Source organism: Corallococcus interemptor, assembly GCF_003668875.1.
Taxonomy (GTDB): Bacteria; Myxococcota; Myxococcia; order Myxococcales; family Myxococcaceae; genus Corallococcus; species Corallococcus interemptor.
On the sequence record NZ_RAWM01000060.1, the window covers coordinates 18337 to 36229 of the forward strand.

Genomic DNA, 17893 nt, shown 5'->3' on the forward strand with positions numbered 1-17893 from the left:
GCTGACGGAGGTGGAACGAATGCCGCGGGGACGACCGGTCGCTTCATTGGCTCCAGATTCATACAAGGAGTGGCTGATCCTGACGGCGGTCACGCTCGGGATTATTTCTGTCCACGCTTTTGTGACCTGGGGCCGCCCACTCATCGGTGGACCGCTGTACTGGATTCTCTGGGCTGCGTGGCTGGCCTGCACGGTGTTCGAACTGGGGCGGCGTGCCTGGCTGATTCGTGTCTCACGGGCTTTGACCTACGACGACCTCGACGTGCGGCTGTGGAGCTGCATCCAGGTGCTGGGGATTGCCTCTTTCGCGTTGAGTTGGATCAGCGGCGTTGCCCCCTACGTGAAGTAACGGCTTGCGAGCGGGAGGTGGGTCATCAACAGGAGCGTGGTGTGGACTCTCGCGGGATGCCTGCTGGTCTTCGTGGTGTTTATTGCGCTTGCCTCCTATGTGAGCGGAAGAACGCGACTTGTCCTCGTGAATGAAGCCGGGAGGGAGCTCCGTGTCTTGACGGCTCGGATTCCTGGCGAGGCATGTACGTTTGAGAGGGTCCCGGTCCATGGCCGTGTCGTCTGTCAGGGACGGGCGAATGCGGACGGCGACCTGGCCGTCGACCTTGAGTTCACGGATGGCGGCAAGGTCCAGTTGGAAACCGGTGAGTTCGTGAACCCGCTGCTCGGATTGCGAGGCGTCGTCACCGTGAGCGCGGACGGTGGAGTCAATTTTCAGAGGGACTGATTGCCGCCACTGCGCCTTGGGGACTGGAGCGAGGAGCGAAGGATGAAAGTGCTTCTTGGAGTCTGTGCGCTGGTCGCGGTTGTTTCTTGTCGTTCTCAGTCTGAAGTTGAAGCCGGGCAAGAGTTGAAGGGACTTCATCGGGACTGCATGTCCGACGGTCGATGTTCAGCGGGGCAGGTGTGCTTCGAGTGGCACACAGGTCGCGCGCCGCCTCATGGCCTCATGCGGACGTGTGAAATCCGCTGTGGAAGCGCTGCTGACGGTGGCCGGGATTGTCCGCGAGGATTGACGTGCAGCGGAGTAGGAAGCCACTTTCCAAACAATGTCTGCGGGTAGGGACAGTTGATTTCGTAGAGTGTCACCCGCACATGAAGCAGCGGTGAGCATGGCCTGCGCACCGAGAAATGGGTCGGAAGGACATGCCAGAGGCGCCCGTTCCTTTCCATGCCTTGCTGGGGAGGCCTCAGGCCTGGTGGGACCGGCTCTTCCTGGGGCTGGTGTCGACGGGCGCGGTGTTGTTCTACGCCCTCTTCGGCTTTCCCTGGTCAGGCAGCCATCTGGCGCCAGGACTCAGCGCGGAGAAGGTCCGCTCCGTGTCCCCGGGGATGTCCGAAGCAGAGGTGATTCAACGTCTGGGCCCGCCCCTGGCTCGGAAGGTGAGTGCCTCGGGAAGACTCTCCTGGGACTACGCGAAGCCGGTTCCCAAGGTTCGGCAGTATCCGCGGGTCTTCGTCACTTTCGAGGCGGAACGTGTCTCCGCGGTCGTGGTGGAACTAAAGACCTTCTGGGGTGTCGATAAGGAGCTGCTCTACCTACGGACCCCTGAGCGCATCATCGACAGGGCCGACCACGACGACTTCCTGCCATCTGCGGGAGGTACGGAGGGACCATGAGGCTCGTTGTTTCGGCGCTGCTGTTCGTCCTGCCTGGCGTGCACATGGGCTGCAAGCGAGATGCTGGCTCCAGAGAAGTCCCTGCGACCGTGCTTGAGCGGATTGGAACGGAGTGTCTCCCTGAGGGAAGCTGTGGGAATGGCCTCGTATGTGCCGGCCGCACGAATTTCGCTCACCTTGACGCGGGGTTTACCTGTGAGCTTGTCTGTGACCCGGCGCGGGATGGTTCTTGTCCCGAGGGGTGGAGCTGCGTGCGGACAGCGGATGGCCGAGCCGCGGCGCTTCCCGGACACTGCATCCGTGCCTCGGAGATGTGACAGCCCTCAACGGTCCTCCGGGGACACAAGGGCCTCCGCTGCACGCAGAGGAGCAAGGTCATGGCTTCCGTGAGAAGAGAAGTCCTGGAAGTGGCTGGGGAGTTCTGCCTGCAGTTGGACAGGACGCAGCAGCTTGACGCCGTGTTGGAGCGTGCGTGGCGATCATCGACGCACTTCGCGCTCATCCGGCGCGGGAGGATGCGGGTCGACGGTGCGGATGTCGTCGTGCCCACTCCGGAGTTGAAGCGCCTTCAGCGTGACTTCGAGCGGATCCGGGTGGCTGCGGTGGAGTCGCGGTGGGTCTCGTCGTGGCCTGGGACGACGACGGGGGGCTCCGGCAATTTGTGGGTGAGATGCCGGACAAATGGCGGTGTGCGCCTGCCGTTGAACGACGAGAACGTCTGGAGGGATTTCGACGGGTGGGACGATCTCCAGTTATTCGAGGGCCCCCGGCTGAAGCTGTTCGTCTGCAGCCATGAGGGATTTGGCGCCGTCTGGGGAAATGAGCGATTCTTCCGGGACCTGGGGATTGCCCCCGCGCGGCAAAAGCATGAGACGTATGAACTGGTCGGCGAACCCATGGCACCCGCTGCCTGGTCACTGCTCATGCAGGGAAAGCCCACTCTGTAGGACGGTCATGCGATTCGTTCAGATTGTCTGGATCTTCGTGGGAGCGTACCTGGGGCCGCTGGTCATGGTGTCTCTTCTGCGCCTCTGGCCTGAAAGGTGGTTGCGTTCGCGGGACGTGCTGGAGATTCCATTGGGGCAGGAGGCATCTCTGCCCGGAATCGCGGTGTTCTGGTTGCTGTCCCTGGGATTGGGCGCAGTCGCCGCAGTCTGGGCTTGGCGGTGGCTCTTTGAACGCAGAAAGGGAGTGGGGGCCCATGTCGAACCCGTCTGTTCCGTTCGCCCCGCCCCCAGGTTGGCACTGGCCATGAAGTGGCAACTTCGGTTGATGCCCTTGGTGTTGCTTCTGGCGAGCTGTGATGAGTCAGAAGGATTCTTCAGGACTGTCGAGGTAGATGCTCCGATCTATTCGGAGTGTGTCGAGGCCGCACTGGCTGATTCATCGGGCGGACGCCAGAGTTCGGCTGGGAGTGGACGTTGGAGCTTGAGCAACGGCTCGACCGAAAATCGTCGTGAGGAACTCACCGTGGTTCTCCGTGATGAAAATGGCAAAGCAAGGCTGGACGTCTTTGCTCAGAGCCTTGTTCCGAGCGACGGACGCTTTACGCCTGGCGAGCTTGAGGTGGTGCGAGCTGAAACCCACCGCATCATGCAAGCGATCTTGGTCCGGTGTGTGAAAGCGGATGTCCAGCAGAAGCTGTCATGTCGGGCGAAGGTGAAGAATTTCAAGGGCCAGGACGCCTGCGCCCCCTTGTGAGTCTGGGCTCCAGGGATTTGACGTGTGACAGGTTGCCAACAGGGACGGGTGCGCTGCTGGAGGGCACCCGTCCCGGTTCGGCTGCTGAACGGACGGGGGGCTGGGTTGGTTTGGTGTCGTGCCCAGCCGGATGCGAGCCCGGAGGATTCAAGAGGGCTTCATTGGGAATGCACCACGGTTCCCTGGCGAACCGTGTTCTTTTGAGAGCGTCCCACTTCACGGCCGTGTCGTCTGTCAGGGACGGGCGAATGCGGACGGAGAACTGTCGATGTGGAGTTCGCGGATGGCAGCCGGGAACAATCGGAATCAGGTCTGTTCGTGAATCCGCTGCTCGGATGACGGTCATGGCTTCCGTGAGAAGAGAAGTCCTCGAGGTAGCGGGGGCGTGGTGCCTGCAGTTGGACAAACAGCAACGCCTTGACGCCTTGCTGGAGCGTGCGCCTGCCGTTGAACGACGAGAACATCTGGAAGGATTTTGACGGGTGGGATGACCTCCAGTTGTTCGAGGGCCCCAGGCTGAAGCTGTTCGCCTGCAGCCATGAGGGATTTGGCGCCGTCTGGGGGAATGAGCGATTCTTCAGGGAACTGGGCGTTGTTCCCGCGCAGCAGAAGCATGAGACGTATGAACTCGTAGGCGAGCCCATTGCACCCGCTGCTTGGTCACTGCTCAAGCAGGGGATGCCCATTCCGTAGGACGGTCATGCGATTCGTTCAGATTGTCTGGATCTTCGTGGGAGCGTACCTGGGGCCGCTGGTCATGGTGTCTCTCCTGCGCCTCTTGCCTGAGAGGTGGCGCTTCGAGCGCCAAACCCAAGAATGAGCGTGTCTCTCCGCTGGCTCCCACGGTTGGGAATCGTTGGATTGGTGTGTGGCTTCGTGCCGTCGGTGGGCGTCGCGGTTGTCCTGACTGGCTTGGGCCTTGCCGGAATCTCGTCGGCGGATTCGCATCCTTTCCCTGGGGATCCGCCTTTGGCGGACATGCTCGCGGAGGTTGCGCTCTGTGGGTGGTTGTTCCTTCTGGTTGGTTATGGTTGCTTCTTCGCTGCTCGCAAGGTGTCCGATCGAATCGTCCAGCGCCGTCGTGGGTGGACCCGTCGGCGCGATCATTGGCGCTGCGGTGGGAACGGTCGCGGTGGGCATCATTGCCTATTGTGCGACGCATCCGGGAGCATGCACCATCTCCTGGCCGGGCAGTTCAGTGGACGATCCGGTGATGAATCCGCCAGCACCTCCGAACGCTTGCCCAATGGCGGGAGAAGAGCGAAACTGGGCTGGCAATCCCAGGGGTTCCGCTGACGAGTTCAAGCACATGAGACCTGTACCGGGAGATCCCACCAAGGTGCAGTTCAGGCATCCGCAGACGGGGAAGAAAATCATCAAACCCAAGCCTCCTGGATTCGACGATTGGTGGAACGGAAAAAAAGACAAGTAAGCCGCCAGAAGAAGAGTTCCGTCGAGCCGCTCAAGGTTGCGGCGATGGATCAGGCTTGGAATCTTGAGCAGGATGCCGAGGCCTCGCGTGAAGGTCTGTTTCATGCCTATTTGGTGGCAGCACGCGCTGGAAGAGTAGAGGCCATGACAAATGCGGGGCTCCATCTCGTGTATGGAGATGGAGTCCGCAAGGACGTGAAACAGGCTCTCAAGTGGATGAGGAAGGCCGCTCGACTGGGCGACGATGTTGCTGTCTTCAACCTGGGGGTGTTTTACGGCAAGGGTCGGGGAGGAATTATTAACAAACGACTCGCCGAGCGCTGGTACCGACGCGCGGTGGCTCTTGGCTTCCCACCGGCCAAGGGAAATCTTGCCGACCTGCTTTACTTCAGCCGGAGCAGGAAAAAATGGAAGGAAGCCGTCGCGCTCTATCGACAGTTGGCGCGCAACGGAGACATTGCTGCGCTTTATAATCTTGCGAATGCTTACGAGCGCGGGCGCGGCGTCACGCGGAATTTGAGAAAGGCGATTCAGCTATACAAAAAGGGCGCGGCTGCGGGGGACGCCGAAGCTCAATGTGTTTTGGGCTGGATGAGTCTCAATGGCGTCGAAGGCGCTCGGGACGTTCTGGGCGCGATTCGCTGGTACCAGGAAGCCGCGAAGCAAGGTCACGTTAGCGGCTTTTTCAGCCTGGGGCAGATTTATGCGGAAGGTGACGGAGTGCCCAGGTCCAAAGCCCGCGCGGCGCGGTATTACAGGCTGGCCGCGGACGCAGGGCATCCTCGAGCCGCAGCCTGTCTGAAGGCACTTGGCGTCGAGCCGTAGCGAGAGGTCTGTGCCTGTCCCAGTTCCGTGGACATCTGAGATGTGATGAAGGGGGCCAAGGATGTCCACGGAGACGAAGCAGAGAAGGAAGCGCCGTCGCTTCACTGCCGAGTTCAAGGTGGAGGGTTGTCCGGTTGGTGCTGGAAGAAGACAAGATGGTGGGCCAGATGGCGAGGGACCTGGACCTCACCGCGACGGCCCTACGCACCTGGGTGGAACGGGCCCGGGCGGACCGGGGCCAGGGCAAGCCGGGAGCGCTGACGACGGCCGAGCGCGAGGAACTTGCGCGGCTGCGCAAAGAGAACTGCCCTAGATGCGCTTTCGGGGACGTGAGGAGAAGCCCGCGCCCTGCATGGATCCGCCCCTTGGGGACTCTCAATAGGGACGGGGTTCATCCGCCACCCACCCCGTGCTAAAACGGGAAGGTCCATGGAAGGCCGACTGCTTCTGAAGAACTGTGCCGTGTTCCGGGCGGATGGTCGCGTCCGCCATGGCATGGCCGTCGTGGTCGAAGAGGGCATCATCCGCCGCGTCGCTCCGGACGCCGAGGTGCCCGTGCTCCCCGGTGACTGGGAGGTGGCCTGTCGCGGCCGGCTCGTCGCTCCCGGCCTCGTCGACTGTCACTCTCACATGGTCAACGGGCAGCTCCTGCCCCCCAATGGCGACTTCCTCCTGCGCCAGCCCCGCTCGCGCCTGGAGCGTATGCGCGGCGTGGCGAACCTCCTCACCGCCGAGGACGTGGAGATCCTCACCCGCTTCGCCGCCGCCCGGGCGCTGCTGGATGGCGTGTCCCTCGTCGTGGACCACCTGTCGTGTCCCACCGACGTCGCCGGTGGCCTGGAGGCCCAGGCCCGTGCCGCGAACTCGCTGGGTCTTCGCCTCGTCACGTCCCACTCCACGCACAGCCTGGATGGGGCCGCCGTCGCTGATGCCCAGGCGGATGCCAACGCCGACTTCGTCCGCCGCTACCGGGAGCACCCTCGCGTCCGTGGCGCTCTGGGCTTCCATGCGTCGTACACCTGTGAAGATCCGCTCCTGACCCGCATCGCGCGGCATCGCGAGGAGCTGAATGCGTTCGTCGTCTTCCACATCGCGGAGAACGAGGACGACCTCTCCACCACCTACGCCACGCATGGCCGCCGGGTCGTTCCTCGCCTGGACGCTCTGGGCCTCCTGGGCCCCCACGCCATCGCTGGCTACCCTCGCGCCGTGGAGCGCTCCGAGTCCGAACGGCTCGCCGCTTCCGGCACCTTCATCGCCCTGACTCCTCGCGCTACCCGGTCGATGGACCGGGCCGCTGAGTCCGCGGACGGTGCGCTGTCCAGTCTCCACCTCGTGGGCCTGGGCACTGGTGGCCATGGCACCCTCCAGGAGGAGCTGGCTGGGGCGCTTGTCAGCATGCTGTCCCTGGCTCGCTCCGGGCGCATGCCGGACCTGGATGACTCGCTGGCGCACTTGTTCGTCAGTGGCCCGGCGGAGCTGTGCACCCGCCTGTTCGGCAAGCCTTCGGGCGGCGTGGAGGAGGGCAGCATCGCGGACCTCGTCGTCTACGACGCCATCCCCGCCGCCGACCCGGAGACCGGCTACTCGCCGTTCCTTCTGGGCCAGCTCACCGCCGCCCGCGTGGCCTGGACCATCGTCGATGGCCGCGTCTGTGTCCGCGAAGGGCAGCTCCTGGGCAGCGACTTCGTGGACCTGGCTCGAGACGCCGCCTCCGCGCTTGCTCGCGTCTGGTCCCGCGCACGACTGGGTTCGTAGGGTAGAAGGGGCGCGTGAGTGCCCTGCCTCCCCGCCTCGTGGACCTGCTTCGCGCTTCCCGCGCCCGCCGGGGTCCGCTGCTCTCGGACTCCGCCACCTCCGCCTTCCGCCTCCTCAACGGCGCCGCGGATGGCGTTCCCGACGTGACGGCGGACATCTTCGGTGACGTCGTCGTGGTCAGCCTCTACCGCGACCTCACTGACTCCGAAGAAACCACGCTGCTCGACGCCGCTGTCTCCGCGTGGACTCCTCGCAGCGTCTACCTGAAGCGCCGTCCCCGTGAGGCCCGCGTGCTCGCCAACGTGGCGAAGGACGCGCTGGCTCCGGAGACCGCGGCTCGCGGTGAGCCCGTGGAAGACTTCGTTGCTCGGGAGAACGGCCTGTCCTTCCACATCCGTCCCGGGCAGGGGCTCTCCGTCGGCCTCTACCTGGACATGCGCGACACCCGCGCGTGGCTCCAGTCCCAGGCCTCTGGGCTCACCGTCCTCAACCTCTTCGCCTACACCTGTGCATTTGGCGTCTTCGCGACTGCCGGGGGCGCGAAGCGCGTGCTCAACATGGACGCCAGCCGCCGCGTGCTCGAATGGGGCGAGGAAAACGCGCGCCTCAACGGGCAATCCGTGGATCGCTATGACTACGTGGCTGGCGATGTCTTCGATTGGCTCGGGCGGCTCGCGAAGAAGGGGGAGTCCTTCGACGTCGTGGTCGCCGACCCTCCTTCGTTCTCCACCACCAAGACGACCCGCTTCTCCGCCGCTCGCGACTACGCCCGGCTGGCCGAGGCCGCCGCGAAGGTCGTGGCCCCCAAGGGCCGTCTGGTTGCCTGCTGCAACCTGGCGGGACTGCCCTCGCGCCGGTTCGAGACCATGGTGCTGGAGGGCGTGACGCGGGCGGGCAGGACCGGGAAGACGGTCGGGTCGCTTGGTCCCTCGGGAGTCGACTTTCCGGCGCTCGCTGGTGAGGAACCGGCACTCAAGGTGCTCGTCGTCCAACTTCGTTAGCGCCTCCGGGTGGGGCGCGGCTAGATTGCCTCCATGGCTCCCGCCGCCTCCTCGCCCCCGCGCGATGCGTTCCGTTTCGGCAACTACCGGCTCATCGATCGGATCGCCGTGGGGGGCATGGCGGAGATCTTCCTCGCGCACCAGCTGGATGCCAGCGGCGATGAGACGCCCATCGTCATCAAGCGCATCCGGCCGCATCTGTCCAAGCACGCCGCCTTCGTGAAGATGTTCCTCAACGAGGCGCGCCTGGCTGCCCAGCTCAATCACCCCAACATCGTGCAGATCCACGACCTGGGGAAGATCGTCGACAGCTACTTCATCGCCATGGAGTACGTGTCCGGCCGCGACATGCGCCGGGTCGTGCCCAAAGCCGAGGCCCTGGGGATTCCCTTCCCCATGGTGTACGCGCTCAAGATTGCCTCCTGCGTCTGCGCGGGCCTGCACTACGCGCACACGAAGAAGGACCGCTACGGCAACCCGCTCAACATCGTCCACCGCGACGTCACGCCGGAGAACATCGTCGTCGCGTTCGATGGCTCGGTGAAGGTGCTGGACTTCGGCATCGCCAAGGCCGCCAACCAGGTGGAGGAGACGCGCTCGGGTGAGATCAAGGGCAAGCTCAGCTACCTCTCCCCGGAGCAGTGTCTGGGCCGGCCGCTGGACTGTCGCAGCGACATCTTCTCGCTGGGCACCGTCCTCTACGAGTGGCTCACCGGCTTCAAGCTCTTCACCGGTGAGTCCGACGTCGCCGTCATGCGCAGCATCACCGAGGCGAAGATCTACGCGCCGTCGTACTTCCGCGAGGACCTGCCGGAGCGCGTGGAGGCCATCCTGATGCGCGCGCTCGCCCGCGACCGCGAGCGCCGCTACCACACGGCGCTGGAGATGCAGCGCGACCTGGACGCCTTCCTGGAGTCCTACGACTTCACGCCCTCGGCGCTGCACCTGGCCAACTTCGTCAAGCAGCTCTTCGAGGACGAGCGCCCGCAGGAATTGAAGCGCCTGTCCACGCGCCAGTCCTCCGCGCCCACGTCGGAGATGGCGCTGGAGGTGTCCGCGGTGGCGGCCTACGTGGACGGCCCGCCCACGGAGGCCATGCGCATGGACGACCTCCCCGCCACCGAGCCGCGTCTGCTCGCGCTGACCCTGGACTCCGCGATGTACGAGAAGCTGGAGGCCCAGGCCCGCAAGGCGAACGTGTCCCTGGCGAAGCTGGCGGCGGACGTGCTGGAGGGATGGCTGAAGTCGCGCTGATGGCGTGCCTTGGCTCGCGTTGCCCATGCCCCGGCTGAAGCTGACGCTCGAATACGAAGGCACCCGGTACGTGGGCTGGCAGGTGCAGCCCAATGGCCCGTCCATCCAGTCCACGCTCCAGGACGCGCTCCAGAAGCTGCTGGGCGAGCCGCGCGTGTTCGTGGCCTCCGCTGGCCGCACCGACGCGGGCGTCCATGCGACGGGGCAGGTGGCCTGCTTCGACACGGCCCGCGTGCTGCCCATGAAGGCGTACACCATGGGGCTCAACAGCATCCTCCCGCCGGACATCGCGGTGGTGGCCGCGGAGGAGGTGGCGGCGGAGTTCGATCCGCGCCGCTGGTCTCGCGGCAAGCGCTACCGCTACCGGGTCAGCAACCGGCGCACGCGCTCACCGCTCTTGCGCACGACGCACTGGGAGCTGTTCGCCCCGCTGGACGTGGAGGCCATGCGCCGTGCGTCCCAGGCCCTCATCGGCCGGCACGACTTCTCCGCGTTCCGCGCCGCGGACTGCCAGGCGAAGCACGCGGTGCGCGAACTCCGGCAGGTGCGCGTGGAGGGAGCCTCCGGCGACACCGTGGCCTTCGTGGTGGAGGGCACCGCGTTCCTCAAGCACATGGTGCGCAACCTGGTGGGGACGCTGGTGGAGGTGGGCAAGGGCCGCCGCCCCGAGGCCTGGGTGGCCCAGGTGCTGGCTTCGCGCGACCGCAAGCAGGCCGGGGCCACCGCGCCTCCGCAGGGGCTGGTGATGGAGGAGGTCTTCTACGGGGACGGCCCGCCTCCTCGCCCGGCGGGCGACACGGCTGTCGGGGAAGAGGACGAAGGGTGAGAGTGCGATAGGCTTTCGGGCCGTGAGCTCCAAACCCAGTGCCCTCGAACCCCTGCGCGTCCGCGTCCGCCGCTTCCAGTTCATCGTGGGACTGGGCTTCCTGTCGCTGGTGCTGGGGGCCATGCTCAGCGTGTCGCTGGTGCTGCGCCTGCACGCGCGGGTGAACGCGCTGCCGTCCGACTTCGTGCGCATCCCGGTGGCGGTGGTGCTGGAGAACCTGTGGGTGCTCGGCGTGCTGCCGGTGCTCAGCTACCTCGCCGCCCGCGTCATCGCGCTGCGCACGTGGACCTCGGCCGTGGGAGCGGCGGTGTCCGGGGGCCTGTTCGTCGTCGCCCTCAACTTCGTGCGCGACGGCATGGACGGCCTCACCTCGGACTGGGGTGTCGCGTCGGCGCTGCGCATCCTGGCCTTCATGGGCGGCATCCTCCTGACCGCCCGGGCCATCCGCGCGGGCCGTGCCGCCGCGGAACGGGGCTCCACCGCGGCCCAGGCCAAGGCCGAGGCGCGCAAGTCGGAGTACGACGAGTTCCTCAAGGCCGCCGAAGCCGCCGGTGCACGCCTGGAGCAGCGCGAGGGTGGCGCTGGCACTGAAGCTCCGGCACCGGCCTCCACCGATGCGCCCGCGCCGTCGGGTGAGGCGAACCGGGACGGGGAGGGCACTCCGCCTTCGGGCGACATGAAGACGCCCGCGGCTTGAGGCGGCCCCGGCTTCGCGCCGAAGCCGCCTCGGGTTCAACGGACTACGGGTAGCAGGCCGCCTGGCGCAGGCCGGTGTCCTCGGGGAAGCCCAAGGCCACGTTGAAGTTCTGCACGGCCTGGCCGGCCATGCCCTTCACCAGGTTGTCCAGCGCCGCCATCACCGCCACGGAGCGGCCCTTCGTCGCCACGGAGATGTCGCAGAAGTTGCTGCCCGTCACGGCCGCCACGCGCGGCGTGCCCTCCACGATGCGCACGAACTTCGAGCCCTCGTAGTAGCGGCGGTACGTCTCCGTCAGCGACTGCGTCACCACCGCGCCGCCGTGCTCCGGCCACTCGAACTGCACCGTGGCGAAGATGCCGCGCACCATGGGCGCCGAGTGCGGCACGAAGGCCAGCCGGTGCCGCTGCGAGCCGTGCGCCACCAGCATCACCTCCACCTCCGCCTCGTGCTGGTGCTCCAGCGGCTTGTACGCGCGGAAGTCGTGCGCGCGCGTCGGGTGGTGCGTCCCCTCGCCCGGCAGCGAGCCGGAGCCGGACGAGCCCGTCACGCCCGACACCGCCAGGAGCCCCAGCCCCTTCGTGGCCGCGATGGGCAGCAGCGCCAGCTGCACCGCCGTCGCGAAGCAGCCCGGGTTGGCGATGCGCTTCGCCGTCTTCACCTGCTCGCGCTTCCACTCCGTGAGGCCGTAGGTGAACGTGCCCAGCAGGTCCGGGGACGGGTGCGGCCGGCCGTAGGCGCCCGCGTACCGGCCCGGGTGGTCCAGGCGGAAGTCGGACGACAGGTCCACGAGCAGCAGCCGGTCCGTGAGGCCGGCGTCCGCCCACTGCTTCTCCATCCCGGCGAACTGCGACGCCAGGTCGCCGTGCCCCAGCGCGCTGAACACCACCGGGCGCGGCGAGTCCGCCAGCCAGCGCCAGTCCGGCTCCGCCTCGAAGCGGCCGTCCACCAGGCCGCGCAGGTGCGGGTGCACCTTGTGGATGGGCGAACCCGCGTGGTGCCGGGACACCACGCGGATGCCGGCGTTGCCGGGATGGCCCGCGAGCAGCCGCAACAGCTCGCCTCCGCCGAAACCGGAGGCCCCCAGGATGTAGATGTGCGCAGGCGACGTCATGACTTCCTCCCCGCCCCCAGCTTGGGCGCGAGCTTCTCCACGATGAGATTCCCCAGGGCGTTCGGATCCGCGCGCGCGTTGCGAGCGGGCAGCCCCACCACCTGCTCCACGAAGCGCACGCCCACCGCGTTGTCCGTGGCGGGCCCTGCCACCATGTCCATCTCGATGCCGTACACCTCGCGCAGGTGCCGCACGCCGCCGGCCGCGCCCACCGGGTCGTTCGCGCACAGGATGAACGCGCCGCCCAGCGACTTGAGCTCCGGGTCCGCCAGGATGGCCTGCACGCCGTACTCGCCCATGATGCCGTCACCCGTCTCCGCGACGATGACGTCCACGTCCTGGGCCGCCATCTCCGAGAAGACGATGCGCGCCACCTTGGACGCCGTGCGCGCGCCGGTGCACACGATGCCCGCGTCCGTGAAGTCCATCACCACGTCCGCGCCGCTGTCCTGCATGGACAGGGTGTCGCGCATCAGCGACACGCCCGTGAGCTTCGCGCCGCCCACGCGGTAGCCCGCCTGCGCCAGCTTCCGCACCACCACGCTGGCCGCGTACGTCTTGCCCGCGTTCATGCAGGTGCCCACGACGTAGACCACGGGGCACGTCACCGCCTTCGACGTGCCCTTGAGCGCGCCGGTGGAGATGTGCGCGTGCTGGCCCGCGCGCGACTGGAACTCCGGGAAGGTGAGGACCTGGCCCAGCACCTCCGCCTCGAAGGGCGCGCCCACGCCCGGGTTGTGCGAGGTGCACTTCCCGATGACGCCGCCCATGTTGAGGATGTGGAGCTTGTCGCCTACGGAAACGGACGCAGGGACGATGCCCTCGTACCCGTGCAGCGCGTTGCGGTGGCCCAGCGCGCCCACGACGATGTCGCCCGCGTGGAGCGTGACGAGCCGGCCGTTCACGTCCTCCAGCTGGTTGTAGACGCTCTTCTCCCCGTGGATGCGCACCGCGATGACGGCGCCCTCTTCGCACTTCACCTCGTCCGTGAGGTGCACGGTGCGCCCCACCTGGAGGTTGCGGGTGACACTTCCGACCTTGTCGACGTGGATCTTCATGTCGTCACTTCGCTTTCTGCGAGAGCATCTGCGCGACGCCGTAGAGCTTGGCGAACCCCGCCGCTTCCGTCCCCGTCCACAACACGTTGGCCTCTCCGTACGTCGCCACCTTCGCGTCCATCAGCGAGTGCGGCGAACGCACGCCTTCCACGACGTGGGCGCGCGGGGTGAGCACCAGCTTCACCTCGCCCGTCACGCGGTCCTGCGAGGAGGCGAGGAACGCCTCCAGGTCCTTCACCAGCGGGTCGAAGAAGTGCCCCTCGTGGAGCAGCGACCCGTACAGGTTGCCCACCGTCTCCTTCCAGAAGAGCTGCTTGCCCGACAGCACCAGCTTCTCCAGCTCGCGGTGCGACGCGATGAGCAGGTGCGCCGCCGGGGCCTCGAAGCCCACGCGGCCCTTGATGCCCAGGATGGTGTCGCCCAGGTGCACGCCCCGGCCAATGCCGTACGGACGCCCCAGGGCGTTGAGCTTCTCCACCACGTCCACCGCGGACATCGCCTTGCCGTCGAGCGCCACCGGCACGCCCTTGTCGAAGGAGATGACGAGCGGCCGAGGCTTCAGGTCGGTGGGGATCTCTCCACCGGGGAAGGCCGCCTCCGGCAGCGTGCTCCACGAGTCCAGCGTCTCGCGGCCGCCCACGGACGTGCCCCACATGCCCTCGTTGACGGAGTACGTGCCCGTCTTCGCCGGCAGGTGGAAGCCGCGCTCCGCGAGGAAGGAGATCTCCTGCTGACGGGAGAGCGCCAGGTCACGGATGGGGGTGATGAGCTGCAGCTGCGGCGCGAGCGTGCGGAAGGCCACGTCGAAGCGGACCTGATCATTGCCGGCGCCGGTGCTGCCGTGGGCCACGGCCTGCACGCCCAGCTTCTCCGCCATGCGCACCGCCTCCACGGCCTGGCAGGCGCGCTCGGCGGAGACGCTCAGGGGGTAGAGCTGGCCGCGCAGCACGTTGCCGGCGATGAGGAAGCGCAGGTAGCCCTGGAACAGGGTGTCGCGCGCGTCCACCGTGTGGTGCGCCACCGCGCCCAGCTTCTGGGACAGGGCCTGGATGCGCTCCAGCTGCTCGGGCGGGAAGCCGCCCGTGTCCACGGTGACGGTGGTGACGTCCCAGCCCTGCTCGCGCAGGTACACCGTGCAGAAGGCGGTATCGAGGCCACCGGAGAACGCCAGCACCACGGACTTCTTGCTCATCTTCGGACTCCTGTTGCTGCGAAAGGGGTGAGGAAGGGTTCAGGGGGCCCAGACGCGCGAAGCGGCCTGTGCCTGCTGTGCATGGGTGCGCGTGAGCCAGTCGCGCGCGTCCGCCAGTTCCTCGCGCGCGGTGGCGAGGCCCAGGTTGCCGGCGCCACCCAGGTGGGTGGCCGTCAGCGCGCCGCGGTCCGGCTGGAAGGTGCCTTCGTTGAGCTGACGGCCCACCTCGCGGTACGCGTCGCGGAAGGGCTGCCCCTGGGCCACGAGCGCGTAGGCGTGGTGCGCGGCGTAGAGCGTGTCGTCGCACGCCGCGCGCGCCTTCTGGGCGTTCACCTTCAGCGCGGGCACCAGCCGCGCCAGGACCTCCAAGAGCGCCTTCGCGCTGGTGAGGGCCTGGAGGGTGGGGCGCTTCAGCAGCTGGAAGTCACGGTGGTAGCTGGAGGGAAGCCCGCCGGCCACCGCCTCCACCTGGTGCGCCAGGCCGCGCAGCTCGCGGCAGCGGCCCCGGGCCAGCTCCACCACGTCCGGGTTCTTCTTCTGCGGCATGATGGACGAGCCGGTCGTGAAGGCATCCGGCAGGGCCAGGAAGCCGAACTCGTCCATGCTGTAGAGCTGCACGTCCCAAAGCCACTTCTCCAGAGTGCCCGCCACCGAGCACGCCCAGGTGAGCAGCGCCGCTTCATGCCGCCCCCGACTGTCCTGCGCGTCGATGGGGCTGCGTTGAACCCGACTAAAACCGAGGAGCCGCGCGACATATTCACGGTCGATGGGCAGCGGAACACCAAAGCCCGCGGCCGCGCCCAGCGGGCAGCGGTCGAGCCGCCCCCACACGCCCTTCAGCGCCTCCAGCTCCTCCAGCAGTCCTTCGGCGAAGGCCATGCCCCACAGGCCGAACGTGGACGGCATCGCGCGGCGCAGGTGCGTGTAGCCGGGCAGGGGCAGGTCCGCATTCGCTTCAGCGAAGTCGAGGAACGTTCCCGCCAGCTCCGCCGTGCGCGCGCCCAGCGCGAGCAGTTCCTCGCGCATGAAGAGGCGCAGGGCCAGCAGCACCTGGTCGTTTCGCGAGCGCGCCAGGTGGATGCGCTTGCCCGCCTCGCCGGTGCGCTCCACGAGCGCGGCCTCCAGCGCGGTGTGGCCGTCCTCCTGCTCCGGGCGGATGGTGAAGCGGCCCGCTCTCGCCTCGTCGTGCAGCGCGTGCAGGGCGCTCACGAGCGACGCGGCGGCCTCCGGAGCGAGCAGCCCCACGTGCGCGAGCATGCGCGCGTGCGCGGCGCTGCCCAGCGCGTCGTGCGGGACGAGCGACAGGTCCACCACCGGGTCGTCGCCCACGGTGAAGGCGTGGATGGCCGCGTCCAGCGGCTGGCCCTTGCCCCACAATGTCTCAGCCACGCGACACCTCCCCGGCATAGCCGTGCAGCAGTCGTCGATAGAACGCGAGCCCCGCTTCCAGCTCCGCCCGCGTGAGGTACTCGTTCGCCTGGTGGCTCCGCAGCGTGTCGCCCGGGCCCACCTTCACCGCCGGGAGGTCGCCCAGGAACGCCCAGTCGGACGTGGTGCTGGAGCCCACCGTGTCCTGGCCCGACGCCACCACCGCCGCGCGCACCAGCGGGTGTGACGCGTCCGTGCCCTTGGGCAGGTAGCGCGCGGAGTGCACCACCACCTCGCTCTCCAGCGCCTTGCCGATGTCCTCCGCCACCTTCGCGTGGTCCATGCCCGGCGTGGTGCGCAGGTCCACGAAGAACTCGCACCGGTCCGGCACCTGGTTGCGCGCCAGGCCTCCGGACACCTGCGTCACCTGTGCCCGCGCCTCACCCAACAACGGGTGCGCGGGGAAGCGCAGCGCGGACACGGCCTGGATGTCCCGGGCCGCCTTGAGGATGGCGTTGTCCAGCCCTCCTACGTGCGCGTGCGCCACGTGGCCGCTCTTGCCGTGCGCCACGCAGCGCAGCAGCAACATGCCCCGCTGCGCCGTGCAGGGCTTGAGCGACGTGGGCTCTCCCACGATGGCGGCGTCCAGCGGCCCCAGCGTGGAGAGCAGCGGCCCCAGCCCCTTGCCGCCCGTCTCCTCCTCGGCGGTGAGCGCGAAGACGTACTCGACACCGGAAGGCGCGCCTTCATCGAGGAGCGCCTTCGCGGTGAGGAGCATGGCGGTGACGCAGCCCTTGGCGTCGTTGGCGCCCAGGCCGTAGAGCGTGTCGTCCTTCCACACGGCCTCGTGCGGCTCCGTGGTCCACCCGGCGCACGGCTTCACCGTGTCCAGGTGCGAGTTCACGAGCAGGCGCTTCGGCCCGCTGCCCACGCTGAACCACACGTTGTGGCCCTGGCGGTGCACGCGGGCACCCCAGGACTCCGCATGGCCCGCGACGAGGTCCGCGATGCGGGCCTCGTCGCCGGAGACGCTGGGCGTGGCGACCAGCGCGGTGAGCAGCTCGGCGGGGTTCAACCCTTGGCCTCGCCGTGCTTCACCGCGTGCTCGCGCACGACCATGGTGCCGCTGCCCTCGTTGGTGAAGACCTCCTCCAGCAGGGCATCGGACTGCTTGCCGCTCACCAGGTGCACGCTGCCCACGCCGCCCACCAGCGCGTGGCGCATGGCGTGTGCCTTGGGACGCATGCCGCCCGTGAGCCGGCCCTCGGCCTCCAGCGAGGCCAGGTCCGACAGCGTGGCCAGGGAGATCAGCGACGACGGGTCGGAGACGTCCTTGAGGAGCCCCGGCACCTCCACCATGAAGAAGAGCTTCTCCGCATGCAGCGCCGCCGCCAGGGCCGCCGCCACCGTGTCCGCGTTGGTGTTGTAGACGGCGCCGTCCTGGCCGCCCGACAGCGGGGCGATGACGGGCACGTAGTCCGCGCTTCGCAGGTGCTCCACGACGCGCGTGTCCACGGACTCGATGTCGCCCACGAGGCCGTAGTCCACCATCCGCCCTTGAGTCTCGCCGGGCTCCGTCACCAGCACGGGCGGACGCTTGCGCGCTTTGATCAGGCCCGCGTCCACGCCGGACAGGCCCACCGCGGGCACGCCCGCGGCCTGGAGGTCCGCGAGCAGATCCGTGTGCAGCTTGCCCGCCAGCACCATCTTCGCCGCGTCCAGCACGGGCGCGGAGGTGATGCGGCGGCCGGCCACCTTTTCAATGGGCAGGTGCAGGGCGTCACAGAGCGCGTCCAGCTCCGGGCCGCCGCCGTGCACCACCACGGGGCGGATGGAGAAGGCCCACAGGAGGGCGATCTGCTCGCACGCGGTCTTGCGCGTGCGCGGGTCCGTCAGCACGGCGCCGCCGAGCTTCACCACGAAGGTCTTGCTGCGGAACTGCTTCACGTACTTCGCCGCGTTGCGAAGGGCGGCGTACGGATCGGGAGACAGGGGCACGGTGGACCTCTAGAAAGTCGAAAGGGGACGAAGAAGGGTAG

17 protein-coding genes and 1 pseudogene are annotated in these 17893 nt (G+C 67.6%); 12 read left to right on the forward strand and 6 right to left on the reverse strand.

Annotated features, from left to right (window positions below; genetic code table 11):
• Positions 1-19 precede the first annotated feature (19 nt).
• The 12 genes and pseudogenes from D7X96_RS21380 to D7X96_RS21440 all read left to right on the forward strand — a co-directional run bounded on the left by D7X96_RS21380 (position 20) and on the right by D7X96_RS21440 (position 11122).
• Positions 20-349: a hypothetical protein gene (locus D7X96_RS21380; protein ID WP_147468361.1), complete on the forward strand. Its 330-nt coding sequence runs from the start codon at positions 20-22 to the stop codon at positions 347-349.
• An 806-nt stretch (positions 350-1155) separates the two neighbouring features.
• The gene (locus tag D7X96_RS21390) at positions 1156-1629 is read left to right on the forward strand and encodes an outer membrane protein assembly factor BamE (RefSeq protein ID WP_147468362.1); all 474 of its coding nucleotides are present in this window, start codon (positions 1156-1158) and stop codon (positions 1627-1629) included.
• Between the two features lie 377 nt (positions 1630-2006).
• Positions 2007-2576: a hypothetical protein gene (locus D7X96_RS21395; protein WP_147468363.1), complete on the forward strand. Its 570-nt coding sequence runs from the start codon at positions 2007-2009 to the stop codon at positions 2574-2576.
• Positions 2577-2583: 7 nt separating this feature from the next.
• Complete coding sequence (locus D7X96_RS39620) at positions 2584-3330, forward strand: hypothetical protein (protein ID WP_147468364.1); 747 nt, start codon at positions 2584-2586, stop codon at positions 3328-3330.
• A gap of 447 nt (positions 3331-3777) precedes the next feature.
• Complete coding sequence (locus D7X96_RS21400; protein ID WP_121770584.1) at positions 3778-4023, forward strand: hypothetical protein; 246 nt, start codon at positions 3778-3780, stop codon at positions 4021-4023.
• A 714-nt stretch (positions 4024-4737) separates the two neighbouring features.
• Complete coding sequence (locus tag D7X96_RS21410) at positions 4738-5586, forward strand: tetratricopeptide repeat protein (RefSeq protein ID WP_244219678.1); 849 nt, start codon at positions 4738-4740, stop codon at positions 5584-5586.
• Positions 5587-5647: 61 nt separating this feature from the next.
• A pseudogene (locus tag D7X96_RS41990) lies at positions 5648-5888 on the forward strand (transposase); the annotation flags it as partial.
• A 127-nt stretch (positions 5889-6015) separates the two neighbouring features.
• Entirely contained in the window at positions 6016-7344 is a 1329-nt protein-coding gene (locus D7X96_RS21420; RefSeq protein WP_121770587.1) for an amidohydrolase family protein, read from the forward strand.
• 14 nt (positions 7345-7358) lie between these two features.
• Positions 7359-8345 (forward strand): class I SAM-dependent rRNA methyltransferase, encoded by a 987-nt coding sequence (locus D7X96_RS21425; protein WP_121770588.1) that lies wholly within the window; start codon positions 7359-7361, stop codon positions 8343-8345.
• Between the two features lie 33 nt (positions 8346-8378).
• Positions 8379-9599 carry a serine/threonine protein kinase gene (locus tag D7X96_RS21430; protein WP_121722077.1) on the forward strand — a complete coding sequence of 407 codons (1221 nt, stop codon included), beginning with the start codon at positions 8379-8381 and terminating at the stop codon, positions 9597-9599.
• A gap of 25 nt (positions 9600-9624) precedes the next feature.
• Entirely contained in the window at positions 9625-10425 is an 801-nt protein-coding gene (gene truA / locus D7X96_RS21435; protein WP_121770589.1) for a tRNA pseudouridine(38-40) synthase TruA, read from the forward strand.
• Positions 10426-10447: 22 nt separating this feature from the next.
• A complete protein-coding gene (locus D7X96_RS21440) occupies positions 10448-11122 on the forward strand; it encodes a hypothetical protein (RefSeq protein WP_121770590.1) in 675 nt (224 codons plus the stop codon).
• Between the two features lie 43 nt (positions 11123-11165).
• On the opposite strand, the gene argC is transcribed toward D7X96_RS21440, so the two are convergent.
• Genes argC through argB form a run of 6 tightly spaced genes read right to left on the reverse strand, consistent with a single transcriptional unit; the run spans position 11166 to position 17852 of the window.
• Entirely contained in the window at positions 11166-12236 is a 1071-nt protein-coding gene (gene argC, locus D7X96_RS21445) for an N-acetyl-gamma-glutamyl-phosphate reductase (RefSeq protein ID WP_120548997.1), read from the reverse strand.
• Positions 12233-13294 (reverse strand): hypothetical protein, encoded by a 1062-nt coding sequence (locus D7X96_RS21450; protein WP_121770591.1) that lies wholly within the window; start codon positions 13292-13294, stop codon positions 12233-12235. Before D7X96_RS21450 ends, argC begins: the two co-directional genes overlap by 4 nt.
• 4 nt (positions 13295-13298) lie before the next feature.
• The gene (gene argG / locus D7X96_RS21455; protein WP_120548995.1) at positions 13299-14486 is read right to left on the reverse strand and encodes an argininosuccinate synthase; all 1188 of its coding nucleotides are present in this window, start codon (positions 14484-14486) and stop codon (positions 13299-13301) included.
• Between the two features lie 39 nt (positions 14487-14525).
• The gene (gene argH, locus D7X96_RS21460; RefSeq protein WP_208647351.1) at positions 14526-15875 is read right to left on the reverse strand and encodes an argininosuccinate lyase; all 1350 of its coding nucleotides are present in this window, start codon (positions 15873-15875) and stop codon (positions 14526-14528) included.
• Positions 15868-16929: a M20/M25/M40 family metallo-hydrolase gene (locus D7X96_RS21465; protein WP_121770593.1), complete on the reverse strand. Its 1062-nt coding sequence runs from the start codon at positions 16927-16929 to the stop codon at positions 15868-15870. Before D7X96_RS21465 ends, argH begins: the two co-directional genes overlap by 8 nt.
• On the reverse strand, positions 16926-17852 hold the full coding sequence (gene argB, locus D7X96_RS21470; RefSeq protein WP_120548992.1) for an acetylglutamate kinase: 927 nt from the start codon (positions 17850-17852) through the stop codon (positions 16926-16928). Before argB ends, D7X96_RS21465 begins: the two co-directional genes overlap by 4 nt.
• Positions 17853-17893: the final 41 nt, after the last annotated feature.

What these genes read in the sequence shown, in the direction of transcription:
- D7X96_RS21380 (WP_147468361.1), top strand. Translation starts at nt 20, where the DNA reads ATGCCGCGGGGACGACCGGTCGCTTCATTGGCTCCAGATTCATACAAG.
- D7X96_RS21390 (WP_147468362.1), top strand. Translation starts at nt 1,156, where the DNA reads ATGCCAGAGGCGCCCGTTCCTTTCCATGCCTTGCTGGGGAGGCCTCAG.
- D7X96_RS21395 (WP_147468363.1), top strand. Translation starts at nt 2,007, where the DNA reads ATGGCTTCCGTGAGAAGAGAAGTCCTGGAAGTGGCTGGGGAGTTCTGC.
- D7X96_RS39620 (WP_147468364.1), top strand. Translation starts at nt 2,584, where the DNA reads ATGCGATTCGTTCAGATTGTCTGGATCTTCGTGGGAGCGTACCTGGGG.
- D7X96_RS21420 (WP_121770587.1), top strand. Translation starts at nt 6,016, where the DNA reads ATGGAAGGCCGACTGCTTCTGAAGAACTGTGCCGTGTTCCGGGCGGAT.
- D7X96_RS21430 (WP_121722077.1), top strand. Translation starts at nt 8,379, where the DNA reads ATGGCTCCCGCCGCCTCCTCGCCCCCGCGCGATGCGTTCCGTTTCGGC.
- truA (WP_121770589.1), top strand. Translation starts at nt 9,625, where the DNA reads ATGCCCCGGCTGAAGCTGACGCTCGAATACGAAGGCACCCGGTACGTG.
- argC (WP_120548997.1), bottom strand. Translation starts at nt 12,236, where the DNA reads ATGACGTCGCCTGCGCACATCTACATCCTGGGGGCCTCCGGTTTCGGC.
- D7X96_RS21450 (WP_121770591.1), bottom strand. Translation starts at nt 13,294, where the DNA reads ATGAAGATCCACGTCGACAAGGTCGGAAGTGTCACCCGCAACCTCCAG.
- argG (WP_120548995.1), bottom strand. Translation starts at nt 14,486, where the DNA reads ATGAGCAAGAAGTCCGTGGTGCTGGCGTTCTCCGGTGGCCTCGATACC.